The organism is Paenibacillus sp. 2TAB23 (genome assembly GCF_052115165.1).
In the GTDB taxonomy this organism is placed as follows: domain Bacteria; phylum Bacillota; class Bacilli; order Paenibacillales; family Paenibacillaceae; genus Pristimantibacillus.
Genome location: NZ_JBFRGD010000003.1, coordinates 375671 through 393553, shown reverse-complemented (window position 1 = coordinate 393553; position 17883 = coordinate 375671). Strand labels below are relative to the sequence as shown.

24 protein-coding genes and 1 riboswitch are annotated in these 17883 nt (G+C 48.5%); of the genes, 15 read left to right on the top strand and 9 right to left on the bottom strand.

What is annotated here, in order from left to right; genetic code table 11:
• Window positions 1-14 precede the first annotated feature (14 nt).
• The 5 genes from queC (at window position 15) to AB4Z29_RS07080 (ending at window position 2830) form a co-directional block, all read left to right on the top strand.
• Entirely contained in the window at window positions 15-680 is a 666-nt protein-coding gene (gene queC / locus AB4Z29_RS07100; protein ID WP_441942347.1) for a 7-cyano-7-deazaguanine synthase QueC, read from the top strand.
• Entirely contained in the window at window positions 680-1132 is a 453-nt protein-coding gene (locus tag AB4Z29_RS07095) for a 6-pyruvoyl trahydropterin synthase family protein (protein WP_441942421.1), read from the top strand. The genes queC and AB4Z29_RS07095 overlap by 1 nt, the downstream gene beginning before the upstream one ends.
• Window positions 1116-1850, top strand: a complete 735-nt coding sequence (gene queE / locus AB4Z29_RS07090; RefSeq protein ID WP_441942346.1) for a 7-carboxy-7-deazaguanine synthase QueE — start codon at window positions 1116-1118, stop codon at window positions 1848-1850. Before AB4Z29_RS07095 ends, queE begins: the two co-directional genes overlap by 17 nt.
• Window positions 1851-1878: 28 nt before the next feature.
• Entirely contained in the window at window positions 1879-2376 is a 498-nt protein-coding gene (queF, locus tag AB4Z29_RS07085) for a preQ(1) synthase (protein WP_183560516.1), read from the top strand.
• 142 nt (window positions 2377-2518) lie between these two features.
• The gene (locus AB4Z29_RS07080) at window positions 2519-2830 is read left to right on the top strand and encodes a hypothetical protein (RefSeq protein ID WP_441942345.1); all 312 of its coding nucleotides are present in this window, start codon (window positions 2519-2521) and stop codon (window positions 2828-2830) included.
• A 40-nt stretch (window positions 2831-2870) separates the two neighbouring features.
• Here AB4Z29_RS07080 and thiD read toward each other — a convergent pair whose 3' ends face one another.
• Window positions 2871-3695 (bottom strand): bifunctional hydroxymethylpyrimidine kinase/phosphomethylpyrimidine kinase, encoded by an 825-nt coding sequence (thiD, locus tag AB4Z29_RS07075; protein WP_441942344.1) that lies wholly within the window; start codon window positions 3693-3695, stop codon window positions 2871-2873.
• Window positions 3696-3821: 126 nt separating this feature from the next.
• Window positions 3822-3924: riboswitch (TPP riboswitch) on the bottom strand.
• Window positions 3925-4011: 87 nt separating this feature from the next.
• Here thiD and AB4Z29_RS07070 point away from each other — a divergent pair.
• On the top strand, window positions 4012-4569 hold the full coding sequence (locus AB4Z29_RS07070; RefSeq protein WP_441942343.1) for a DUF1273 domain-containing protein: 558 nt from the start codon (window positions 4012-4014) through the stop codon (window positions 4567-4569).
• A 109-nt stretch (window positions 4570-4678) separates the two neighbouring features.
• Window positions 4679-6061: a hypothetical protein gene (locus tag AB4Z29_RS07065; RefSeq protein ID WP_441942342.1), complete on the top strand. Its 1383-nt coding sequence runs from the start codon at window positions 4679-4681 to the stop codon at window positions 6059-6061.
• A 160-nt stretch (window positions 6062-6221) separates the two neighbouring features.
• On the opposite strand, the gene AB4Z29_RS07060 is transcribed toward AB4Z29_RS07065, so the two are convergent.
• Window positions 6222-7613, bottom strand: coding sequence for an MFS transporter (locus AB4Z29_RS07060; protein ID WP_441942341.1), 1392 nt, complete (start codon window positions 7611-7613; stop codon window positions 6222-6224).
• Between the two features lie 126 nt (window positions 7614-7739).
• Here AB4Z29_RS07060 and AB4Z29_RS07055 point away from each other — a divergent pair, with 126 nt between their 5' ends.
• Together AB4Z29_RS07055 and AB4Z29_RS07050 are read left to right on the top strand one after the other, a co-directional pair.
• The gene (locus tag AB4Z29_RS07055) at window positions 7740-8045 is read left to right on the top strand and encodes an ArsR/SmtB family transcription factor (protein WP_441942340.1); all 306 of its coding nucleotides are present in this window, start codon (window positions 7740-7742) and stop codon (window positions 8043-8045) included.
• A 78-nt stretch (window positions 8046-8123) separates the two neighbouring features.
• Window positions 8124-9683: a sensor domain-containing diguanylate cyclase gene (locus AB4Z29_RS07050; protein ID WP_441942339.1), complete on the top strand. Its 1560-nt coding sequence runs from the start codon at window positions 8124-8126 to the stop codon at window positions 9681-9683.
• 45 nt (window positions 9684-9728) lie between these two features.
• On the opposite strand, the gene AB4Z29_RS07045 is transcribed toward AB4Z29_RS07050, so the two are convergent.
• Complete coding sequence (locus AB4Z29_RS07045; RefSeq protein ID WP_441942338.1) at window positions 9729-10397, bottom strand: class I SAM-dependent methyltransferase; 669 nt, start codon at window positions 10395-10397, stop codon at window positions 9729-9731.
• Between the two features lie 167 nt (window positions 10398-10564).
• Between AB4Z29_RS07045 and AB4Z29_RS07040 the strand changes: the two genes are divergently transcribed.
• Both AB4Z29_RS07040 and AB4Z29_RS07035 read left to right on the top strand, forming a co-directional pair.
• Window positions 10565-11140, top strand: coding sequence for a GNAT family N-acetyltransferase (locus AB4Z29_RS07040; protein ID WP_441942337.1), 576 nt, complete (start codon window positions 10565-10567; stop codon window positions 11138-11140).
• Between the two features lie 112 nt (window positions 11141-11252).
• The gene (locus tag AB4Z29_RS07035) at window positions 11253-11486 is read left to right on the top strand and encodes a hypothetical protein (protein WP_441942336.1); all 234 of its coding nucleotides are present in this window, start codon (window positions 11253-11255) and stop codon (window positions 11484-11486) included.
• Window positions 11487-11675: 189 nt separating this feature from the next.
• Here the strand turns inward: AB4Z29_RS07035 and AB4Z29_RS07030 are convergent, their stop codons facing one another.
• The 5 genes from AB4Z29_RS07030 to AB4Z29_RS07010 form a co-directional block, all read right to left on the bottom strand.
• Entirely contained in the window at window positions 11676-12080 is a 405-nt protein-coding gene (locus AB4Z29_RS07030; RefSeq protein WP_441942335.1) for a DUF350 domain-containing protein, read from the bottom strand.
• Between the two features lie 72 nt (window positions 12081-12152).
• Window positions 12153-13466, bottom strand: coding sequence for a glutathionylspermidine synthase family protein (locus AB4Z29_RS07025; protein ID WP_441942334.1), 1314 nt, complete (start codon window positions 13464-13466; stop codon window positions 12153-12155).
• Window positions 13467-13469: 3 nt separating this feature from the next.
• Window positions 13470-13787: a hypothetical protein gene (locus AB4Z29_RS07020; RefSeq protein ID WP_441942333.1), complete on the bottom strand. Its 318-nt coding sequence runs from the start codon at window positions 13785-13787 to the stop codon at window positions 13470-13472.
• The gene (locus tag AB4Z29_RS07015) at window positions 13788-14270 is read right to left on the bottom strand and encodes a hypothetical protein (RefSeq protein WP_441942332.1); all 483 of its coding nucleotides are present in this window, start codon (window positions 14268-14270) and stop codon (window positions 13788-13790) included.
• Entirely contained in the window at window positions 14267-15295 is a 1029-nt protein-coding gene (locus AB4Z29_RS07010; protein ID WP_441942331.1) for a potassium channel family protein, read from the bottom strand. The genes AB4Z29_RS07015 and AB4Z29_RS07010 overlap by 4 nt, the downstream gene beginning before the upstream one ends.
• 265 nt (window positions 15296-15560) lie before the next feature.
• On the opposite strand from AB4Z29_RS07010, the gene AB4Z29_RS07005 reads away from it, so the two are divergent.
• Both AB4Z29_RS07005 and AB4Z29_RS07000 read left to right on the top strand, forming a co-directional pair.
• On the top strand, window positions 15561-15962 hold the full coding sequence (locus AB4Z29_RS07005; protein WP_441942330.1) for a hypothetical protein: 402 nt from the start codon (window positions 15561-15563) through the stop codon (window positions 15960-15962).
• A 135-nt stretch (window positions 15963-16097) separates the two neighbouring features.
• A complete protein-coding gene (locus AB4Z29_RS07000) occupies window positions 16098-16487 on the top strand; it encodes a cytochrome C oxidase subunit II (RefSeq protein WP_441942329.1) in 390 nt (129 codons plus the stop codon).
• A 68-nt stretch (window positions 16488-16555) separates the two neighbouring features.
• On the opposite strand, the gene AB4Z29_RS06995 is transcribed toward AB4Z29_RS07000, so the two are convergent.
• The gene (locus AB4Z29_RS06995; RefSeq protein ID WP_441942328.1) at window positions 16556-16822 is read right to left on the bottom strand and encodes a hypothetical protein; all 267 of its coding nucleotides are present in this window, start codon (window positions 16820-16822) and stop codon (window positions 16556-16558) included.
• A gap of 107 nt (window positions 16823-16929) precedes the next feature.
• On the opposite strand from AB4Z29_RS06995, the gene AB4Z29_RS06990 reads away from it, so the two are divergent.
• Complete coding sequence (locus AB4Z29_RS06990; protein ID WP_441942327.1) at window positions 16930-17217, top strand: Dabb family protein; 288 nt, start codon at window positions 16930-16932, stop codon at window positions 17215-17217.
• Between the two features lie 146 nt (window positions 17218-17363).
• Window positions 17364-17783: a DUF86 domain-containing protein gene (locus AB4Z29_RS06985; RefSeq protein ID WP_441942326.1), complete on the top strand. Its 420-nt coding sequence runs from the start codon at window positions 17364-17366 to the stop codon at window positions 17781-17783.
• Window positions 17784-17883 lie beyond the last annotated feature (100 nt).

Here is a 17883-nt window from a genome sequence, read left to right as displayed (position 1 = left end):
GAGGGAGATACAGCATGAAAAAAGAAAAGGCGGTTGTCGTGTTCAGCGGCGGCCAAGACAGCACCACTTGCTTGTACTGGGCAATGGAGCGTTTCTCTGAAGTAGAGGCTGTCACGTTCAATTACGGGCAGCGGCATAAACTAGAGCTGGATTGCGCGGCGGATATTGCCAAGGAGCTCCATATTAAGCATCATATTCTCGATATGTCCCTGCTTAACCAATTAGCTCCAAACGCCTTGACTAGGGAGGATATCGCCATTGAGCAAAAGGAAGGGGAGCTCCCGACCACCTTTGTCGACGGGCGCAATATGCTGTTCCTGACCTTTGCGGCAGTGCTTGCCAAGCAGCTTGGCGCCAAGCATATCGTAACAGGCGTTTGTGAAACGGATTTCAGCGGGTACCCGGATTGCCGGGATATATTCGTAAAATCGCTCAATGTGACGCTGAACCTGTCGATGGACTTTCCGTTCGTCATCGATACGCCGCTGATGTGGCTTAACAAGGCGCAGACATGGGAGCTGGCAGACAGACTCGGAGCGTTTGAGTTCGTACGCAAACGGACGTTGACCTGCTATAACGGCATCATTGCCGATGGCTGCGGTCATTGCCCGGCATGCGAGCTTCGCAGGAAAGGGCTCGACGATTATTTGGTCATGCGCATACAAGGAGCGAAGCGATGATGATGCAGCAGGTATATCCAGCAGCCCGTCACGACTATTGCTATGAGCTGAACAAGGATTTTCATTTTGCGGCTGCTCATTATGTACCGGCGGAGGAGGCAGGCAAATGCCAGCAGCTGCACGGACATACCTATTATGCGAATGTAACGGTTGCGGGCGATGAGCTCGACTCGGCCGGTTTTTTAGTTAATTTTGCGATGATTAAGCATCTTATCCATAATCGGTTCGATCATACGCTGCTCAACGATGATAAAGAAAGCTTCAACGATGCGGCAGCTGACTATTTTCCGACGACGGAGGTTGTAGCGCGAACGATACATGAAATCGTGCAGCGGCATCTGGATGGTACGGCGAACAAACCACAATGCGTTCAGGTTTATCTCCGGGAAACACCGACGAGCTATTGCATATACCGTCCCAAGAGAAAGGCGGTTCATGATGCAGAAAGCTAAGCGTATTCCGGTTCTGGAAGTATTCGGGCCGACGGTACAAGGGGAAGGCATGGTAATTGGCCGTAAAACAATGTTCGTACGTACGGCAGGCTGTGATTATAGCTGCTCATGGTGCGACTCTGCCTTTACTTGGGACGGAAGCGCGAAAGCGGATATCCGAATGCTGACGGCTGATGAAATTATAGAGCAATTGAAAGAGCATGGCGGGAATGCTTTTGAGCATGTCACGATATCGGGAGGGAATCCCGCGCTGCTCCCGCAGCTGGGTGAATTAATTGATTCGCTTCACAGCCAGGAGATTAGCGTAGCCCTCGAAACGCAGGGAAGCCGCTGGCAGAATTGGTTCTGGTCGGTTGACGAGCTGACGCTGTCTCCGAAGCCGCCAAGCTCAGGCATGAGCACGAATTGGACGGTGCTAGACGATATCGTGGCAAAGCTGATTGCAGGTAAAACAAGCTTTTGCTTGAAAACGGTCATCTTTGACCAAGCGGATCTCGAATATGCTACATTTGTCCATATGCGCTATCCGAATGTTCCGTTTTATTTGCAGGCGGGCAATGGGCAGCTCAAGGAAACGGAGACGGAGCGCATGCTCCCTTATTTGGTAGAGCGTTACGAATGGCTGATCGGGCAGGTAATGCCGAATCCGGAGCTAAAGCGGGTTCATGTGCTCCCGCAGCTGCATACATGGGTTTGGGGAAACAAGAAGGGTGTATAAAACGATACAAAGCGAGGCGGAAACGAGCATGGATGGAAGAAGCAAGGAAGAGCTCAGCGGCGTGACGCTGCTTGGGAATCAAGGAACACAGTACGTATTTGAGTATAAGCCTGATATATTGGAGGCATTCGACAACAAGCATCCCAATCGCGATTATTTCGTGAAGTTCAACTGTCCGGAATTCACGAGCCTTTGTCCGATGACAGGGCAGCCCGATTTTGCAACGATATATATATCCTATATTCCAGATGTGAGAATGGTAGAGAGCAAATCGCTGAAGCTGTACCTGTTCAGCTTCCGCAACCACGGTGATTTTCACGAGGATTGCATGAATATCATCATGAATGATTTAATCGCACTGATGAACCCGCGCTATATCGAGGTTTGGGGCAAATTCACGCCGCGCGGCGGCATTTCTATCGATCCTTATTGCAATTGGGGTCAGCCGGGTACCAAATTCGAGCAGATGGCGGAGCATAGGCTTATGAATCATGACTTATATCCAGAGAAGGTAGATAATCGATAAGCGGTGTTAGAGGCGATAAGCGACTTAGAGACGATAAGCTGCTTAGAAAGATAGCCCGCCTAAAGTCTAGTATGCAGTCATGCCTGAAGTCCATTCCATTTATTTTCTATTCCCCTATACTTAGTTCTAGGAATGAAAAAGAATGGGTGAGGAAATGAGTGGACAATCCGTTATACGGAACGCGATATGCATGTCAGTACTGATTTTTACTATTGCAGCTGCCTTATCAAGCTATGGCGTGGTGCCTGAGCGCGTTCATGCGTCAGAAGAGGCTGAGCGGGCAACGAATAAGCAGCTGGAAGGCACAATGGAATCTGTAATCGTTCAGCTTAATGATCCTAGCATCGCAATTGGCAGCGCAGCAGACGACTGCAAGCAGCCTGCTGCTTCTGCGAATCGATTAGAGGCTGGTCATGAACCGCTTAGCAGGCCAAGCAGCTTTGTATTTGATTAAGCCAACGGGTGTCTCATCGAGACACCCGTTTTTCATGCAGCTATTTCGTCATATAATCTGTTTCATCTTGTTTGCGCCGAAAAGCAAAGTGGTTCGTCGGGCCGTGTCCGCCGCCGAACCCAAGTTGATCCTCAATGGCTGCTTGAATGAACGCTTTGGCGGTTCGGATTGCCTCTGGTACCGATCTGCCTTGCGCTAGCTCAGCCGTTATTGCCGCGGAGAAGGTGCAGCCCGTGCCATGCGTATGGCGGGTGTCAATACGTTTGCTTTCCAGATACATATAACGTTCGCCGTCATATAGAAGATCGACAATCCGCTCATCCGGGGCCGCATGTCCGCCCTTGATGACGACGCAACGGGAGCCCATTTGGTGAATAATTCGAGCAGCCTCTTCGCGGTCGTTAAGCGTTCGAATCGGCATTTTGGCGAGCAGCTCCGCTTCAGGAATATTTGGCGTCGTCACGAGCGCAAGCGGAACTAGCTGTTTGATAAGTGTTCGCACGGCATCTTGCCGGAGCAGAGCGGACCCGCCTTTAGCTATCATCACGGGATCGATAATGAGATTATGCCAGTCATATTGCTTGATCTTGGCGGCAACGATCTCAATGATCTCACTGCTGAACAGCATGCCTGTTTTGAGGGCGGCAGGCGTTAAATCCTCGCCAATGGAATCGAGCTGCTTCTCAATGGCTGCGGCTTCTAGTGGGAATACGCCTTGCACGCCAAGCGTATTCTGGGCCGTAATGGCGGTAATGACAGACATCCCATAGGCGCCGAGCTCTTGAAAGGTTTTTAGATCGGCTTGAATGCCCGCACCGCCGCCGCTGTCTGAACCGGCGATCGTCAATGCTTTGTACCGCGTCATGAACTCATCTCCCATGTATCTCAATTAGCCAAAGCATTCCCGGCTTCATAAAACAATAAAGACCCGCCGATTCCCAAAAGGAAATGAGCGGGTCTAACGTTCAACATGGCTTCTCGCACATGCATGAATGCGTCTGCTCCACTTCCCTCCGCTGGAATAATCCAGATCAGGTTCCGAGGGTCCGAAGCAGATGCTCCATCTCAGCCATAAGGCTCCCCTAGTGAAAGATTCAGGTCGATATTCGGTTTGTTTTTTTTCTACTATAGCATACACTTGAGAGATGTAAACCATAATTATCCGAAAAGGCGTTGAATCGATGAAAAATTTACTTGTTACAGGCTATCGCGCCCATGAGCTCAACATTTTCAACCAAAAGCACGAGGGCATCGTTTTTATCAAGAAAGCGTTGATGGGCAAGCTCGTGCCGCTTATAGAGGATGGTCTGGAATGGGTCATCACGCCGGGACAGTACGGCGTGGACTTGTGGGCATGCGAGGTCGTGATCACGTTAAAGGAGCTCTATCCGAATTTGCGCCTGTCTATTATTTCGGCCTATAGCAATCCAGAAGAAAAGTGGAAGGACGATAAAAAAGAGTTTTACCATGAGGTATTGAAAGGTGTTGATTACTACGCTTCCGTCAGCAACCAGTCCTATAATGGCATATGGCAGTTCACGGCAAGAGACGAGCTGCTCTTTCGCAAGACGGATGGCATTCTGCTTGTGTACGATGAGGATGCCGGCGAAGGAAGCCCGAAGTTTTTCAAACAGAGAGCGTTGAAAAAGCAGCAAGCAGAGGGCTATGGGTACATCAGCATAAGCTCGGAGGATATTCAGAGCATTGCAGATGACAACAACCTTTATTCGGATTATTAACCATACGTAAATATATGTTGACACTCTCGTTTTTCTGTTGGTATACTATGTGACATTACATATTCCCGATTAATTTGATCGGAATTACAACCACGTGGAGGTCATATTCATGAAAATTGCACAACCGAAGTACACGAAGCTGCTGGCAGCATTCCTTTTATCCTCTTCACTGCTGTTCACGCAAGCGACCGCATTCGCGGCATCTCCAGCGGTAGCCGTATCAACAACGGCTTCTGTCGCAGCGCAAGCGCAAGCGGATGGAGCCGCACAGTATAAGCAATTTTTGAATGAGAAATTCGATGTGAGCCTGAGCGGAACGGTTACAAAAGGCGAGTTCATCACAGCGGTTGCTAGCATTCTTGGCTATGAGCCATCCGGCAAGGAAGCCGTGTTCTCGGACGTAAAGTCTGACAGCGAGCTTTATGCGCCTGCAGCGGCACTTTTTGAGAAGGGTATTTTATCCGGACCGGCCATCCAAGGCGAGCAGGTGCTTACAAATTCTGTCGCAGTTGCGATTGCGGTAAGAGCTGCGGGCTTGAAGGAGCTTGCTTATACGTATCCGGCTGCAAAAGTGGATAAAGCGCTCGCGAAGCTAAACGTAAAAAGCAGCGCATTAGGCACCATAGGAGCTCAAGAATTAGCGGCAGCGATTGATACAGGATTGCTGACATCCGATTTGTTCGCGGGCTTTAAGCCAAAAAGCGCGGCAAGCGAGCAGCTCATCAATACGCTTCTTGGAAAAGTCCTCATTACGAAAGGCCTTTACAAGAAATATCTCGGTTACGTGAATGACGGCGATATTTATGCAAAGCTAAGCGACGCGTACAATACTTCCGACATCATTAACGCACCGAAGCTGCAAAATGTAGTAAACACAGCTTTGAAGCAGGATCTGATTACGGGCTACAATATTAAGGACTCCCGTTTCGATGCAAATTTCATTGATTCGTTATCGCTGATTTACGGACATTCTGATTTCAACCACGCCATCCAGCTGATTGGGCTGCTGCGCAGCGAAGGGCTGAACGCGAAGGTGCAATTCGAGCCTAAGACATCTGCATTTATCTTCTTGGCAGAATGGGGCACGCCTGGACCGAATGTGGTGCAAATCGAGAACGGCAATTACATTAACTATGACAAAGAATACGATCTTGCATTCGAATTTGCTTCCGCGGCAGACAAGGMTAAATTCAACGACGTGATTCTGAAATATGCTAAAAAAGACAAAGACGGCCAAGAAGGCCTGATTGCCTCTTCTTGGTGGCAGCCGCTGTATTACTCGCAAACCGAGCTGAAGGATTATGAAATCATTACGAATAACTTTATTACCGATCCGGATAGCCCGTATACGGTTAACCCATTCTCGTTGAATGAGAATTCTGCAGCGGTAGTTGCAGGCTTCAAAGCGATTGATCCGAAGGTCGTTATTACTCCGACGCAGTTCTGGGTAGACAAACCATTCTTCAGATATTTGAACGGCGAGTCCTCATAACATAATAGCCGTTAAAAAAAAGCTGCCCCATAATGGTAAACCAGGGTAGGAGCCATCTATTTTAAAAAGCAAAAGGGAACCTAAGCACCACTTTAAAAGTGGAGTCGAAGGTTCCCTTTTTTACCCCATCGCAATCGTTCGATTTCAACAATGGCGCGGCTTATAGACGTTTGGGCTGAGCCTGCTGTTTGGCTGAGAAATAGTACAGCCAGGATGCTCCGATGGCCAGAACGGCTATGATGCCCATTCCCCAGAAAATGTTGGAGAAGGCCTGATGCAGCGGCAGCTCGCTCTGGGCTGACAAGACGATTCCGCTTATCGCTACGCTAAAAGCACCGCTAATAAATTGAGTAAGCTGAAACAATCCCATGCCAGCGCCGACATACTCACCTGGCAGTATTCGGGACAATTCATTCGAAACACCGGCGTTTAAGGCGGAGAAGCCAACACTCATGATCATGTAAATCACCATAATGGCGTAAATAGAATAATCCGCGAACAAGGCAAAGGATACGGCTGCTACCAATAAGAGCAGTGGAGCGATACGCAGCAGAACGCTGTTCCCGTAACGGTCGATGAGCTTGCCGACGCGACCAGACGAGAGCATCGCGAAGAGTGCGCCGGGGAATATGATAAGTCCAGCTTGGCCGGGCGTGAGCTTGAACAGATGGATAAGCACTTGCGGCAGCAAAAAGAGCGTTGCAAAGTTGTTAATATAAGAGATGATGCCAAGCGAAATGAGACGGATATACTTTTTGTTGCGGAATAGAGCAGGCTGTACAAATGGATTCCCAGCTCTGTTGATCCTTATCCAGAACAAAATGAGCGCGGCAACACCGCCAATTAATGCGATGAGAAAATGGTTGGTAATGTACAGCAGCACGCCTGTTGAGCCGGTGCCTACGAATACCGCGCCCCATACGTCAAAGGAGCCTTTAACGGAAGCCTCTTCTGGAAGCAGCCGAAGAAATACCGGTATTAGCAGCAGTGATATTCCGGTAACGATGAACAAGTCATTCCAGCCTAAATATTGCGTGATGGCACCGCCTATGACGGGACCAAGTCCGAAACCTAGCGAAGCGGCCGAGGTAATAAGCGCCATTGATTTCCCGCGTCTTGCAAGCGGTATGAATCTTGTAATAAGCACAATGGTTAAGCTGAGCACAGAGCCGGCACCTGAAGCCTGCAGCAGCCTTGCAACGAGCAGCAGTACATAATGATGGCTGAAAAAGCCGAGCACGGATGCACCGCCCATTGCGAGCAGCCCGATCGTAAGCAGCAGACGTATCGGGACAAAGTCGGACAGCCTGCTGAATGTAATGGAAGAGATGGCGAATATGATGGAATAACCCGTAATAATCCATGAAGCGGCAGAAGACGAAAGCATGAATTCAGCAGTAACCTGGGGCAGCGCCAAATTGAACATCATCGTGTTCATGATGACGATGATAACCGTTAAGCCGAGCAACGGTATAACGAAACGGTCTTTGAATAGGGGGCGTTCTTCGCCGGCTGGTATAGGTGAAGCGGCAACTGCAGCTGTGTTTCTCATATGACCTCCAAGATGAGCGATCTCTCGATTTGAATTTTTATTGTACGATAATTATCGTACGATGAAAATATAGCATGAGTTGTGTTATAATGCAATCAATGAATAAGGGGACAGGAGTGAGGAAGCATGAAAATCTTATTTCATCCGAATCGAGAGGATATCGAGCTGACTTCCGTATTATATGCGCTAAGCGATCCCATTCGGCTTCAGCTTGTCTTATCCATTAATAAAAACGGTGAGCAGCCATGCGGCCATTTTGACTTTCCAGTCGTCAAATCGACGATGACTCACCATATTCGCACCTTGCGGGAGGCAGGCGTGCTGCATGTACGCAAACAGGGAACGCAGCATTTCCTGACGCTGCGCGCAGACGACTTACGCATGCGGTTTCCCGGTCTGCTAGAGACAATCCTTCATGCCGGAGAGCTGTAAGCGCATAATTTCTGTTTATTTTCTCCGCCATTTGCGATAGAATAAGGCAGTACTATTGCAACGAGAGAAGGAACAACATTGGGTACGCGCAAGGGCTTAAAGTTACGATCTGTACTAATGCTGCTAGTCATTGGCTCGACTCTTTTAACCGCCGCATTCGGCGGTTATTTTGCATGGAAAATGAACAAGACTTCTTTGACAAATGGTTATTTGGAGAGCAATTATCAGTATGCCAAAAAACTGTCTTCTAATACGAATGAATTATTGCGAATTATGCGAACGAATATAGACGGTATTTCTCAAATCGCAACGAAGCTCTCCTTATCGCAGAAGGAGTTGGATATTTGGTACGAAGCGAGCGAGCATTATTTCAATGCCATTCTTATCGTGAACAATGATCGGGTAGTCACAGCTGCCAATTCTCAAAACGGAGGGAATATGGTCGGCACGGAGCTAACCTCGTTGGCATCGTTTGAAGCCGTTCAGCAGCAGGCTCCGCTTATTTCCCAGCCTTACTTAGGATCGGCATCCAATCGGCTGCTTGTCATGATTTCATCTCCAATTTTTAATGAACGGGACGAATATGTAGGCTTTGTGGCTGGAACGGTGTTTTTGAATGACAATAATGCGCTTAATAAATTGCTTAGCGAGCATTTTTATGGTAATGGTTCGTATGTGTATGTGGCTGATAAGAATGGCCATCTCATATTCCATCCGGATCAATCAAGAATGAATGAAACGGTCTTAACAAATGATGTGATTAATAAAGCGATAACGGGAAGAAGCGGTGCGCAGCAAATCGTGAATTCCCAGAACAACAGCTATTTTGCCGGATATGCTTACGAGCCTTTGACGGGATGGGCCATTATTGCGCAAACGCCTGCTTCGATCATCGAAGAGCCGCTCAAACGTTTGATAGGGAGACTTGTTTTTCAATCACTGCCCGTTTTTATTGTGATTTTATTGATTGCGTGGTATGTCTCTTATTTGTTGTCCAAGCCGCTGTTTGATTTGGCAGCATTCTCGGAGGAAGCGATTCTATCGCCGAAAGCAAGCAGTCAGCGCATGCCGCGAATTAACTCTTATATCTACGAGGTAAGGCAGCTCAACCGAAGCATCAACAATCATTTCAACCTGCTGAATAAAGAAATTCGCTTGGATGGGCTTACGGGTCTTGCGAATAGGAAAACATTCGATTTGACCATAGCTGAATGGCTTGCTGAAGGCGTTCCGTTTGCGCTCATTCTGCTCGATATCGATCACTTCAAAGCGATCAATGACCGATATGGGCATCTTATCGGCGATGAAGTTCTAACCTATACGGCGTCCCTGATAAAGCGTTTCTCGCGCAGTCATGATTTATGCTTTCGCTACGGCGGCGAGGAGTTCGGCATATTGGTGAGAGGCGGGACGGTTGCGATTGCGACGCAAATGGCGGAACGCCTGCGGGAGGGAATCGGTGCCGAGGCAAGCCCGACAGGAAGCCCCGTCTTTGTGTCGATCGGTATTTCGCACTCGGATGGGCAAGCAGCGGAAGCCAAAGCCATTATTGAAATGGCGGATAAGGCGCTTTATTTGTCCAAAGAAACGGGAAGAAACCGTACGACGGTTTACGAGCATAAACAAGCAGGACAGTGAAGCAACATGGCTGTCCTGCTTTTGTTTTTGCTTTATTGCAGAGAGCTACGGCTTGGTAAGAAGAGCCCTGAAGCAATATAATTTCCCCCATATTTCGGAGTGAAGGGCATCCGCTTGCGGCGTTGGTTCGAATTCATTCGCAAACGATAGTCCGGCTGCAGCTACTGCATGCTTCAAATGTGCCAAGTCTACGGTGGGATAATCGAATGTCAATGCCACTTTGCCGCCCGGCTTCACCGTTCTTGCGAATTCCTTCAAGCTGAGCTCCTGATCGGCGGGGCTTAAATGCTCAAGCACGGATATGCAGAATATGATGTCAAAAAAATGGCTGCCAAAAGGCAGTGCGGTAATGCTCGCTTGCGAATAGCGGACCTTAGACCAGCCTTGGTGCTCGTGAATCAGCCTTAGCGCATCAGCTCCAACATCCTGGATGATCTCCTCTGATATGGTATTCCAGGAAGTAATCCGGGCATCGTAATCGCAGGCATAGGTTTCTTTGCAATGGCCGCCTAGATAAAATTTAAGCGGGTGAGAGATTCCGCAGGCTGCATCGAGCACGGTCGCTCCCGGCGAAGCGAGGGCTCTGCACCATTCGTATTCGTACGGACGGCTCCACCAGGTTGGCGGCAGCGGGTAAATAAACGGATTCGATGTCGGATCGTTTACGCTGAAGAAACGGGCTTCCTTCAACAGGCTTTCGTCAGTGGCAGACATAGCGTTTCTCCTTCCAAGGGGGCATTGCGATTGGCTATTATGATCGCTGCTCATCAAAGTAGCTTATGACCGAGTAGGCGGATTCAGTATCTTTCTGAATTGTTTAATGGTATGTTTGTGAATCAAGCAAAGACGGTGAATACGGTTGATAGGAGAGGAGGCGCCTTATGGCAGTGATGTTTTCTTTTGATGCCTTTCCTCGATTGGAAACGGATCGATTCATATTGCGCAAGACGGAGGAAAGGGATATTGCCGACCTTTATGAGCTGTATTCGGATGCTGAGGTGGTGAAATATACGCCGCTGCACCCGCTAATCGATCTCAAGGAGGCGAGGCAAGAGTTGAATTGGCATGTCGAAATTTTTGAGCAGCAGGTGGGCATCCGTTGGCTGATCGAAGTCAAGGCTTCGGGGAAAATAATCGGGACATGCGGCTTTCTCCATTATGTGAAGGAATACGCGCGAACCGAGCTCGGCTATGATCTCGCTCCAGCTTACTGGCGCTGCGGCATTATGAGTGAAGTAGCAGCGCCGATTATCGCATTTGGCTTCAACAGCATGCATCTGCACTGCATAGAGGCGAAGGTGGATGCGGCTAATACAGCTTCCATCGGCTTGCTTGCGAAGCTCGGCTTTAAACCGGGCAGCGAGCTGAAGGAATATGAGTTCGAGAAGGGGCAATACATAGAGCTGCTTCACTTTTCAATGCTTCGCAAGGAATATAGGCAGCTGCGTTTTTTATAATCCCTTTCGCAAATGAAGCTTGCCGCGTATAATGGAGGGAAGGAACGAAGCTTATCAGTTCCTATCTAACGAATACCACGTATTCAAACCAACCTTTAGGAGGATGACCATAATGTCCATGAGCAAGGCCAAAAAAGCAAGGCAGAAGCTGGCGCAGCAAGGGCGCATGACGCCTGATGCTCTGCGAGGCAGCTGGCAGGGGATCAATCCCGCTGGAAGACGCACCCCTACGCTGCAGGAGAAGCAAACCAAACTAAATAAGAAGCATCGAAGGAATCACGCGAGTTACAGCGATGGTTCCTTTTGCATTTATAAGAGGCAGCCGCGGCGGGGCGAGGCTGCTTAGCCTTCGAAGTGATACTGAAATACATAGGAGCTGGATCGGCTGGTTAACTTTCGAGGTAATCATGAATACATAGGAGCTGGAACGGTTGAGGGGAGCAGGCTTAGTAAAGCTGCACAGTCGCTATACCTAAAGAAGGGCAGCCTTCTACAGTCAAGCTGTTGGAGGGCTGCCCTTTTTTAATCCGTTAGGTTACATCAAGAATGTGCCGATGACAATGGAAACGCCGATGATGATGGAACGCAGTAGCTGGGCAACCGCTAGATTGCCTTGCTCGATCTGCTCGCATACTTTAAAACGCGGCGTAAGAAGATCGAAAATGATATACACGAGGCATAAAATAGCGATGCCGATTGCAGACCAAATGAGCATGGTCACCCAGGAATCCGAGCTGTAGGAAACCATGGCAACAATAATGCACAATCCTAGCAGCTTGCTCCCCATATACATGCCCGCGGCCTGATTGCCCTTTTTGATTTCCTCGCTATCGTTATAGCGGGTCAATTTACTGAACACGAACGCGCCAACGCTCAAAATGACAAGCAGGAGAACGAGGCCGATTCCGACATTGCCGGCATTTTGCAAAAATTCATTCATTTTTTGATCCTCCTCAAAGTTTTGTGAAGCAAAACTGGCTACGGAAGCATACGCTTAAGTTTTGTGAAGCTGTCAATCGATTACGGCGGCGGGGCAGTAATAGGCCATATCGCCCGTAATTTTGGAGCCGACACGGGGAAGTAGGCCGGCAAACTTCCCGCCAATGACATAGGCGCCGGTTAAAAGGAAGCCATGAAATAGACCGGCTTCCGTATGTACAAGCGTTTCTTCCATCGTGAAACGCTGCTGGTAAATTTTTTGCTGCGAACGGTAATAGTGCTTAATTTCCTCGGATTCCTCCTCATCCTCTTGCATGCCCCATTCCTCGGTTTCGAGCGTGCCATCTCCCGCATAGAGCGCCGTTCCTTTGCCTTCGCGCCCCCAGTAGCTTTTGGAGACATACGGGATCTGCTCCTGCACAAACACAGTTTCCTCGAAATAGGTGGGGAGAAGGTACGTTTGAATGGCTGAAACTTCAGCTTCTTCAAATAGCGGATATCCAARCACAGCTGTGGATTGCTCGTTTCTCTCATACAGCGCCCAAATGAGCGCCATAAAGCCTTTGCTTTGCGTAATGATGCTTTGGGGCGGGTTGATAAGCGCCAGCCGTCCTTGCTCCACAAGCTTCATGAGCGCTTTCCCAACAGGCAGCCCCGTCTCCTCCTCGGTATCATGAATCAAATACTCAAGCGGATACAAGCGGTAGAGGATGTCGATGCGCTCGCCATTGCCGAACAAGCCGTCGCCTTCAATGATTGTAAGCTCATCAAGCGGAACAAATATAACGGGATAACCAAGCTGGCGAATCGCCTGCATGACATATTCCGTATTGCATTTGTCCTCCACATGCCAGTCGTAGCAGGTGCAGGCAATCGTTCCGCTCAAGCCTTCGCTGCGGTAATGGGCGATCAGCTTGTCAAAGGCGGCAGCCAGAGCATCATTCATGCCTTCCGCAGCGGCTTGATGGGGCGTGTAACGGCTGATAATGGCTTTGGCGAGGTAAGCCGTTTCCGGTATGCCTGTCGGTGTATCGGTGTTATTCTCAATGCATTTCATGCCCTGTTTCGTGACGATCCAGTCCTGCCTCGATACGCCATGCGTAGGTGTTTCCTTGCGTGCTGCCGAGATAAGAGAGGGATGAATGCCTAATTGCTGGGTGACAAAATCATCCGGCAAATGCTGCTGCACGAATCGCAGCGCTTTCCAGTAGATCTGGTCGATTTGCTCCGATGCAGCTTGAAGCTCCTTGTATTCGCTTTGCGTATAGCAGGTGACCGATGGCAGGCAATATTGCTTGCCGTACATGCGGTGATAAGGTATTCGCTGTGCAAGCTCGCCTTGAAACAGCTCATCATGAGTTAAGGCTAAAGGTAGGATTCGCTGCATGGATCAGCCTCCGCTGCCGCTCTTGATGCCTGAGCTGCCAAAGCCCTTTGAGGAGCTGGATTTGAAGCTGGACGACTTTTTATAGGTTTTGCCGTTGACGATATAGGTACCGCCGCGGCTAGAGCCATCATCATCGCAGTAGCCGTCGTTGTCGTTATCCACGCACACGCGCGAGCTCGATGAATTGCAGCCGCTCAGAGCTAGGGGGACGGTGAGCATCAAAGCGAAGGCAATGGCCTTCTGGCTTCTTGCTTTCAACGAAGAGGATGGTTGCTCACCCATTGCGCGCACGCTGGCTGCAGACGTATTCTCCACGGACATTTACAGGTTCACTCCTTTCAAAAAAATGACGATTTTACTCCGATCCATATCGTAAATCGTATAAATGGTTTCATAGGTTCGCTGCTCGCTCACGATATAATGATCGAGAAGCAGCTTGGCAAATTCGAGCGGGACCGACGGAGTGGGAAGCGCCAAAGCGCACGGATTAAATCGGTAACCGTTCCAAAGCAAATATTCAGCTTCCATATAAGGGGATACGGCAACGTACTCATGCAGAGCGTTTCGGATGGCTTGCCCGTATAAGGCATCATCATGCTCGCTGTACGGCTTGGCATAAATGGAATGTCGCATGCCATCCTCGCATTCATTGGCCGTGTGCTCATACAGCGCATTCCGGAAAACGGTTGCATTCACGAGCTTGCGCACAAAAATATCATCGCGCGTGACAGCTGCATCCGTAATGTTTTTTATTACGCGCTGCTCATGCTCCGACCATTCCAGGTACGTCAGCGTGTTGTTCATTTGGATTGCCGCCTTTCTTTTCTAATCTTGTTGATTGTCTCTTCATTGCAGATGACGAACAAACGTGCAGCGGATGGGATCGGCTCGTCAAGCCGGCGGTTGATCGCCATGTCAGTACGGTCGGCAATAAGGGTAGCGCCTTTGCGCAGAAGTGCTTGAAAGGCATCTCCGTACGTACTCCAGCTCGGATCGGCGGGAAGCTCGAAGACGTCCTCGCCGTACTTTCTGCTGAGCAGCTGCATGAATATGTCGACGTTGCCTTCCTTTAAAGCCGATCGGACTGCAAGCCTGGAGACTGCATCATGCGACAAAATAAAATCATTTACTTGTACGTGGCGGAAATTGAGAATATGCTTCTCAAGCACGATTTCAACCGTCGTATGAACCGCCGGGGCGATCTGCTCGATACTGGAGGCTACCAGCAGAGATTTGCCATCAATGAGCGAGCTGTCGTCAATTCGCGGGTCAGCAAATATGATCGCGGAGCGAGCGCTGTGGATGCCGGCTTGTTCAAGCACTTCAGCCGAGGTAGGATCACCGCTTACAAAATGCACGCGCGGTCGGTCAAAAGGATGCTTATCGCTGTTATCGATAATGATAACGGCTAAATCCGCTTCCGAATCGAGCAAATCCTCGACGGCCAGCTGCGCCTTTTTGCTCCAATTGATGACGATAATGTGGCTTTGCCCTTGATATTTCAACTTTCCACCTTCTCTTCTTCGCTGAAGCTCAGCTAAGGAATCAATAATTTTTCCGATTAGTAAACTCAGCAGGCCGATTCCGAATACATACAGGAGCATAGCCAATATTTTGCCCGGTACGGTTTTCGGGAAATAATCGCCATAACCAACCGTAGCTACGGTCGTCATCACCCACCATAACGCATTGAACCAGTGCCCGAACGTGTCCGGCTCCAGCAGGTAGGCGGCTGCGGAGCTTAAGATTACAAGCAGCAACGTAATAAAGACGATAAAGTAATGATTCAAACGAAGAAGCTTAACCGTAAGTTTCAAAAAAAGCTGCATCCTGTCACCCTCATTCGAAATATGGCTTTAACCACCATACTACCTTTTCGGATGCTTTCCAATATGAAAACGATATGGATGGGCATAAATATAACGACAGTGATGGAAATGAGCTGCGGCGCAGCTTTTTGAAAAGAAATTTTCACCCTAATAGTAGAGCTAAACATGCTTAAACGGTAATTTTTTACTATATCGAAATGGACTTGCATAAAATTGCTGCAGATCGCTATAATAAGAACAAATGTTCTTATTTGGAGGGGTTGTAATGGCCGCATATGAGGAAGTAAGCCGCGGCAAAGCCAAAACAGCAGCGCACCCGCCTATTCAGACAGAGGAAGAGCTTGAGCTTGTGAAGCGTTTTGTACTGCTTGGAATTGTGATGCGCATTTTGGATCATGATATACGAGTGATCGGCACATCCGCCATTAAGCTTCCGCGGTTCTACGAATCGATGATGCGGGGCATGCAGGATCGGGTTTTGCTTGATCTTGCTGTAATTAAGAGGGAATTTCGCCAAACGGGCATTAAGGTTTACGAGGAAAGGCGCCAGAAGGACGGCTTGCATGCCGAATATGTGTGCAGAGGCTACCATCATCGTTTTTTTATGCTGTGGGGGTTTGTCAAAGCGGAGTCCGAACGAGTGTTAAAACAGTATTTGTCCAGTTAATTTTGAATTTGTTCATTGTTTTGTCAAAATAACAAAAAAACTTTTCCTCTTTCTTTAGTTTAAGGTTGAGAACTTCGGACAATCTTATGTAATATAAGAGGTAGACATTATGAACGCAAAGGGGAGCACGTAGCAATGCACAAGTGGATTATGTTTACTTTATTTGCAGCGGCATCATTGCTGGGCTTATATTTGCTCACTTTCGCCCTGCCTGCTAAACCGGTTGACGAGTCTGCCTCGCTGCCAGAGGGCATGAGTTTACTCAAGGTTGTAGCATCCAACGATTTCGTATTTGACCAAGAAGAGTACAAAGTTAAGGTTGGAGACAAAGTTAGACTTAAGCTATCCAATAAGAGCGGTATTCATGGTATGCATATTGATGAGCTAAAAGTGGCTTTGGACAATGATCATCCTGAGACTGATTTGGAATTCACAGAGCCGGGTACGTATCGCATCTATTGCTCTATTCCATGCGGCCAAGGACATACAACGATGGAAGCTAAGCTGATTGTAGAAGCGGCCTAACATGCCAATCACTAAAGCGCTGTGAAAATGCGAAAGGAGCCGAAAGGCTCCTTTTTGTTGATTTGATGTTACTTCGCTGAACGGGGATGACGCTCGCTTTCTCGTCCCCTTGCAATGAGAATATCGGCTACAAACCCGAGCAAAGCCCATGTTATCACGGTTAAAGCATACATGAGCAAGACATTTACCTCATGCACGTCCACAAACAAATCCACGATCCAGGACGGGATGCTGAACATAAAGAAAACCATGTTGTGAGGGTCGTAGCCGGTGGAATTGAACAAGCTGATGGCGAGACCAATCAAAGTAGCAACAATCGTAACCGGATAGCGCATAACGTACCGATCTCCTTCGTGTTAAAGATTGCCGTAATGCGACTGCATAGGTTATTATGTGACAATCGGATGCAAAATATACAATGAAGCTATAGGAGGAACAACAAATGCTAACACATATTGTTTTCTTTAAACTAAAGGACAGCAGCGAAGAGAGCGTAGCACGTGCCGCGCAGGTACTTAGAGATATGGAAGGCAAAATTGAAGTATTGAAATCCATTAAGGTGGGCATTGACGTGCTGCACTCCGAGCGTTCGTACGATATTGCGCTCATTACGACATTTGAATCCTTGGAAGCGTTGGAAGTTTACCAAGTACACCCTATTCATAAAAAGGTTATCGAGTATATGACGCAAGTTCGCGAAGCTTCCGCCAGCGTCGATTTTGAAAGCTGAGGGTAAAGACGAATGAGCGACATGAGAGACGTATATGAAATTATGACCTATTTGCTGGTTATTATTTTTAGCAGCATTATTATGGTGGTATGGCTGAAACGCAAGTCAAAAAAAAAGAAACAAGGCTGAAAGCGGGCGACTGATTGATGTATTATGTGAATCGGGAACAAATTGCTGTACGATTGGATGCAATAGCCGAGATTGCAGCCGCGCTGGACATGCTTGCCAATCAATGGCAGGGAACGCTGCTTGAAGGCTTAGCGCAGGAGCGGGCGCTCCATCTGGCCATCGAAACGGTGACGGATGTTGGAAGCTTTCTCATTGACGGATTTATTCTGCGCGATGCGAGCAGCTATGAGGACATCATTGAAATTTCGGGTGAAGCCGGTGCTTTTCCGGCGGGCATGCAGGGCAAGTTAATTGAGCTGGTGCAGCTTCGCAAGCCGCTCGTTCAGGACTACTATGTCTGGGAGAGAGCTACTCTTCATCCGCTTACGAGAACGTTGTCCACATTATTGCCGGAATATAAGCAATCGGTCGAAGACTATTTGGATCGTGAATTGTAAGAGATCAGCGGGATTAGATACGAGCGAGCTGCAGCCGCAAGCAAAGGCTGCAGCCTTTTTGATATAAAAGAATTTATAAGTTTTCACCTATAAATGTGCT

Coding starts and splice junctions, on each gene's coding strand:
- queC (WP_441942347.1), top strand. CDS start 15: ATGAAAAAAGAAAAGGCGGTTGTCGTGTTCAGCGGCGGCCAAGACAGC.
- AB4Z29_RS07095 (WP_441942421.1), top strand. CDS start 680: ATGATGCAGCAGGTATATCCAGCAGCCCGTCACGACTATTGCTATGAG.
- queE (WP_441942346.1), top strand. CDS start 1,116: ATGATGCAGAAAGCTAAGCGTATTCCGGTTCTGGAAGTATTCGGGCCG.
- queF (WP_183560516.1), top strand. CDS start 1,879: ATGGATGGAAGAAGCAAGGAAGAGCTCAGCGGCGTGACGCTGCTTGGG.
- AB4Z29_RS07080 (WP_441942345.1), top strand. CDS start 2,519: ATGGGTGAGGAAATGAGTGGACAATCCGTTATACGGAACGCGATATGC.
- thiD (WP_441942344.1), bottom strand. CDS start 3,695: ATGACGCGGTACAAAGCATTGACGATCGCCGGTTCAGACAGCGGCGGC.
- AB4Z29_RS07070 (WP_441942343.1), top strand. CDS start 4,012: ATGAAAAATTTACTTGTTACAGGCTATCGCGCCCATGAGCTCAACATT.
- AB4Z29_RS07060 (WP_441942341.1), bottom strand. CDS start 7,613: ATGAGAAACACAGCTGCAGTTGCCGCTTCACCTATACCAGCCGGCGAA.
- AB4Z29_RS07055 (WP_441942340.1), top strand. CDS start 7,740: ATGAAAATCTTATTTCATCCGAATCGAGAGGATATCGAGCTGACTTCC.
- AB4Z29_RS07045 (WP_441942338.1), bottom strand. CDS start 10,397: ATGTCTGCCACTGACGAAAGCCTGTTGAAGGAAGCCCGTTTCTTCAGC.
- AB4Z29_RS07040 (WP_441942337.1), top strand. CDS start 10,565: ATGGCAGTGATGTTTTCTTTTGATGCCTTTCCTCGATTGGAAACGGAT.
- AB4Z29_RS07035 (WP_441942336.1), top strand. CDS start 11,253: ATGTCCATGAGCAAGGCCAAAAAAGCAAGGCAGAAGCTGGCGCAGCAA.
- AB4Z29_RS07030 (WP_441942335.1), bottom strand. CDS start 12,080: ATGAATGAATTTTTGCAAAATGCCGGCAATGTCGGAATCGGCCTCGTT.
- AB4Z29_RS07020 (WP_441942333.1), bottom strand. CDS start 13,787: ATGTCCGTGGAGAATACGTCTGCAGCCAGCGTGCGCGCAATGGGTGAG.
- AB4Z29_RS07015 (WP_441942332.1), bottom strand. CDS start 14,270: ATGAACAACACGCTGACGTACCTGGAATGGTCGGAGCATGAGCAGCGC.
- AB4Z29_RS07010 (WP_441942331.1), bottom strand. CDS start 15,295: ATGCAGCTTTTTTTGAAACTTACGGTTAAGCTTCTTCGTTTGAATCAT.
- AB4Z29_RS07005 (WP_441942330.1), top strand. CDS start 15,561: ATGGCCGCATATGAGGAAGTAAGCCGCGGCAAAGCCAAAACAGCAGCG.
- AB4Z29_RS07000 (WP_441942329.1), top strand. CDS start 16,098: ATGCACAAGTGGATTATGTTTACTTTATTTGCAGCGGCATCATTGCTG.
- AB4Z29_RS06995 (WP_441942328.1), bottom strand. CDS start 16,822: ATGCGCTATCCGGTTACGATTGTTGCTACTTTGATTGGTCTCGCCATC.
- AB4Z29_RS06990 (WP_441942327.1), top strand. CDS start 16,930: ATGCTAACACATATTGTTTTCTTTAAACTAAAGGACAGCAGCGAAGAG.
- AB4Z29_RS06985 (WP_441942326.1), top strand. CDS start 17,364: ATGTATTATGTGAATCGGGAACAAATTGCTGTACGATTGGATGCAATA.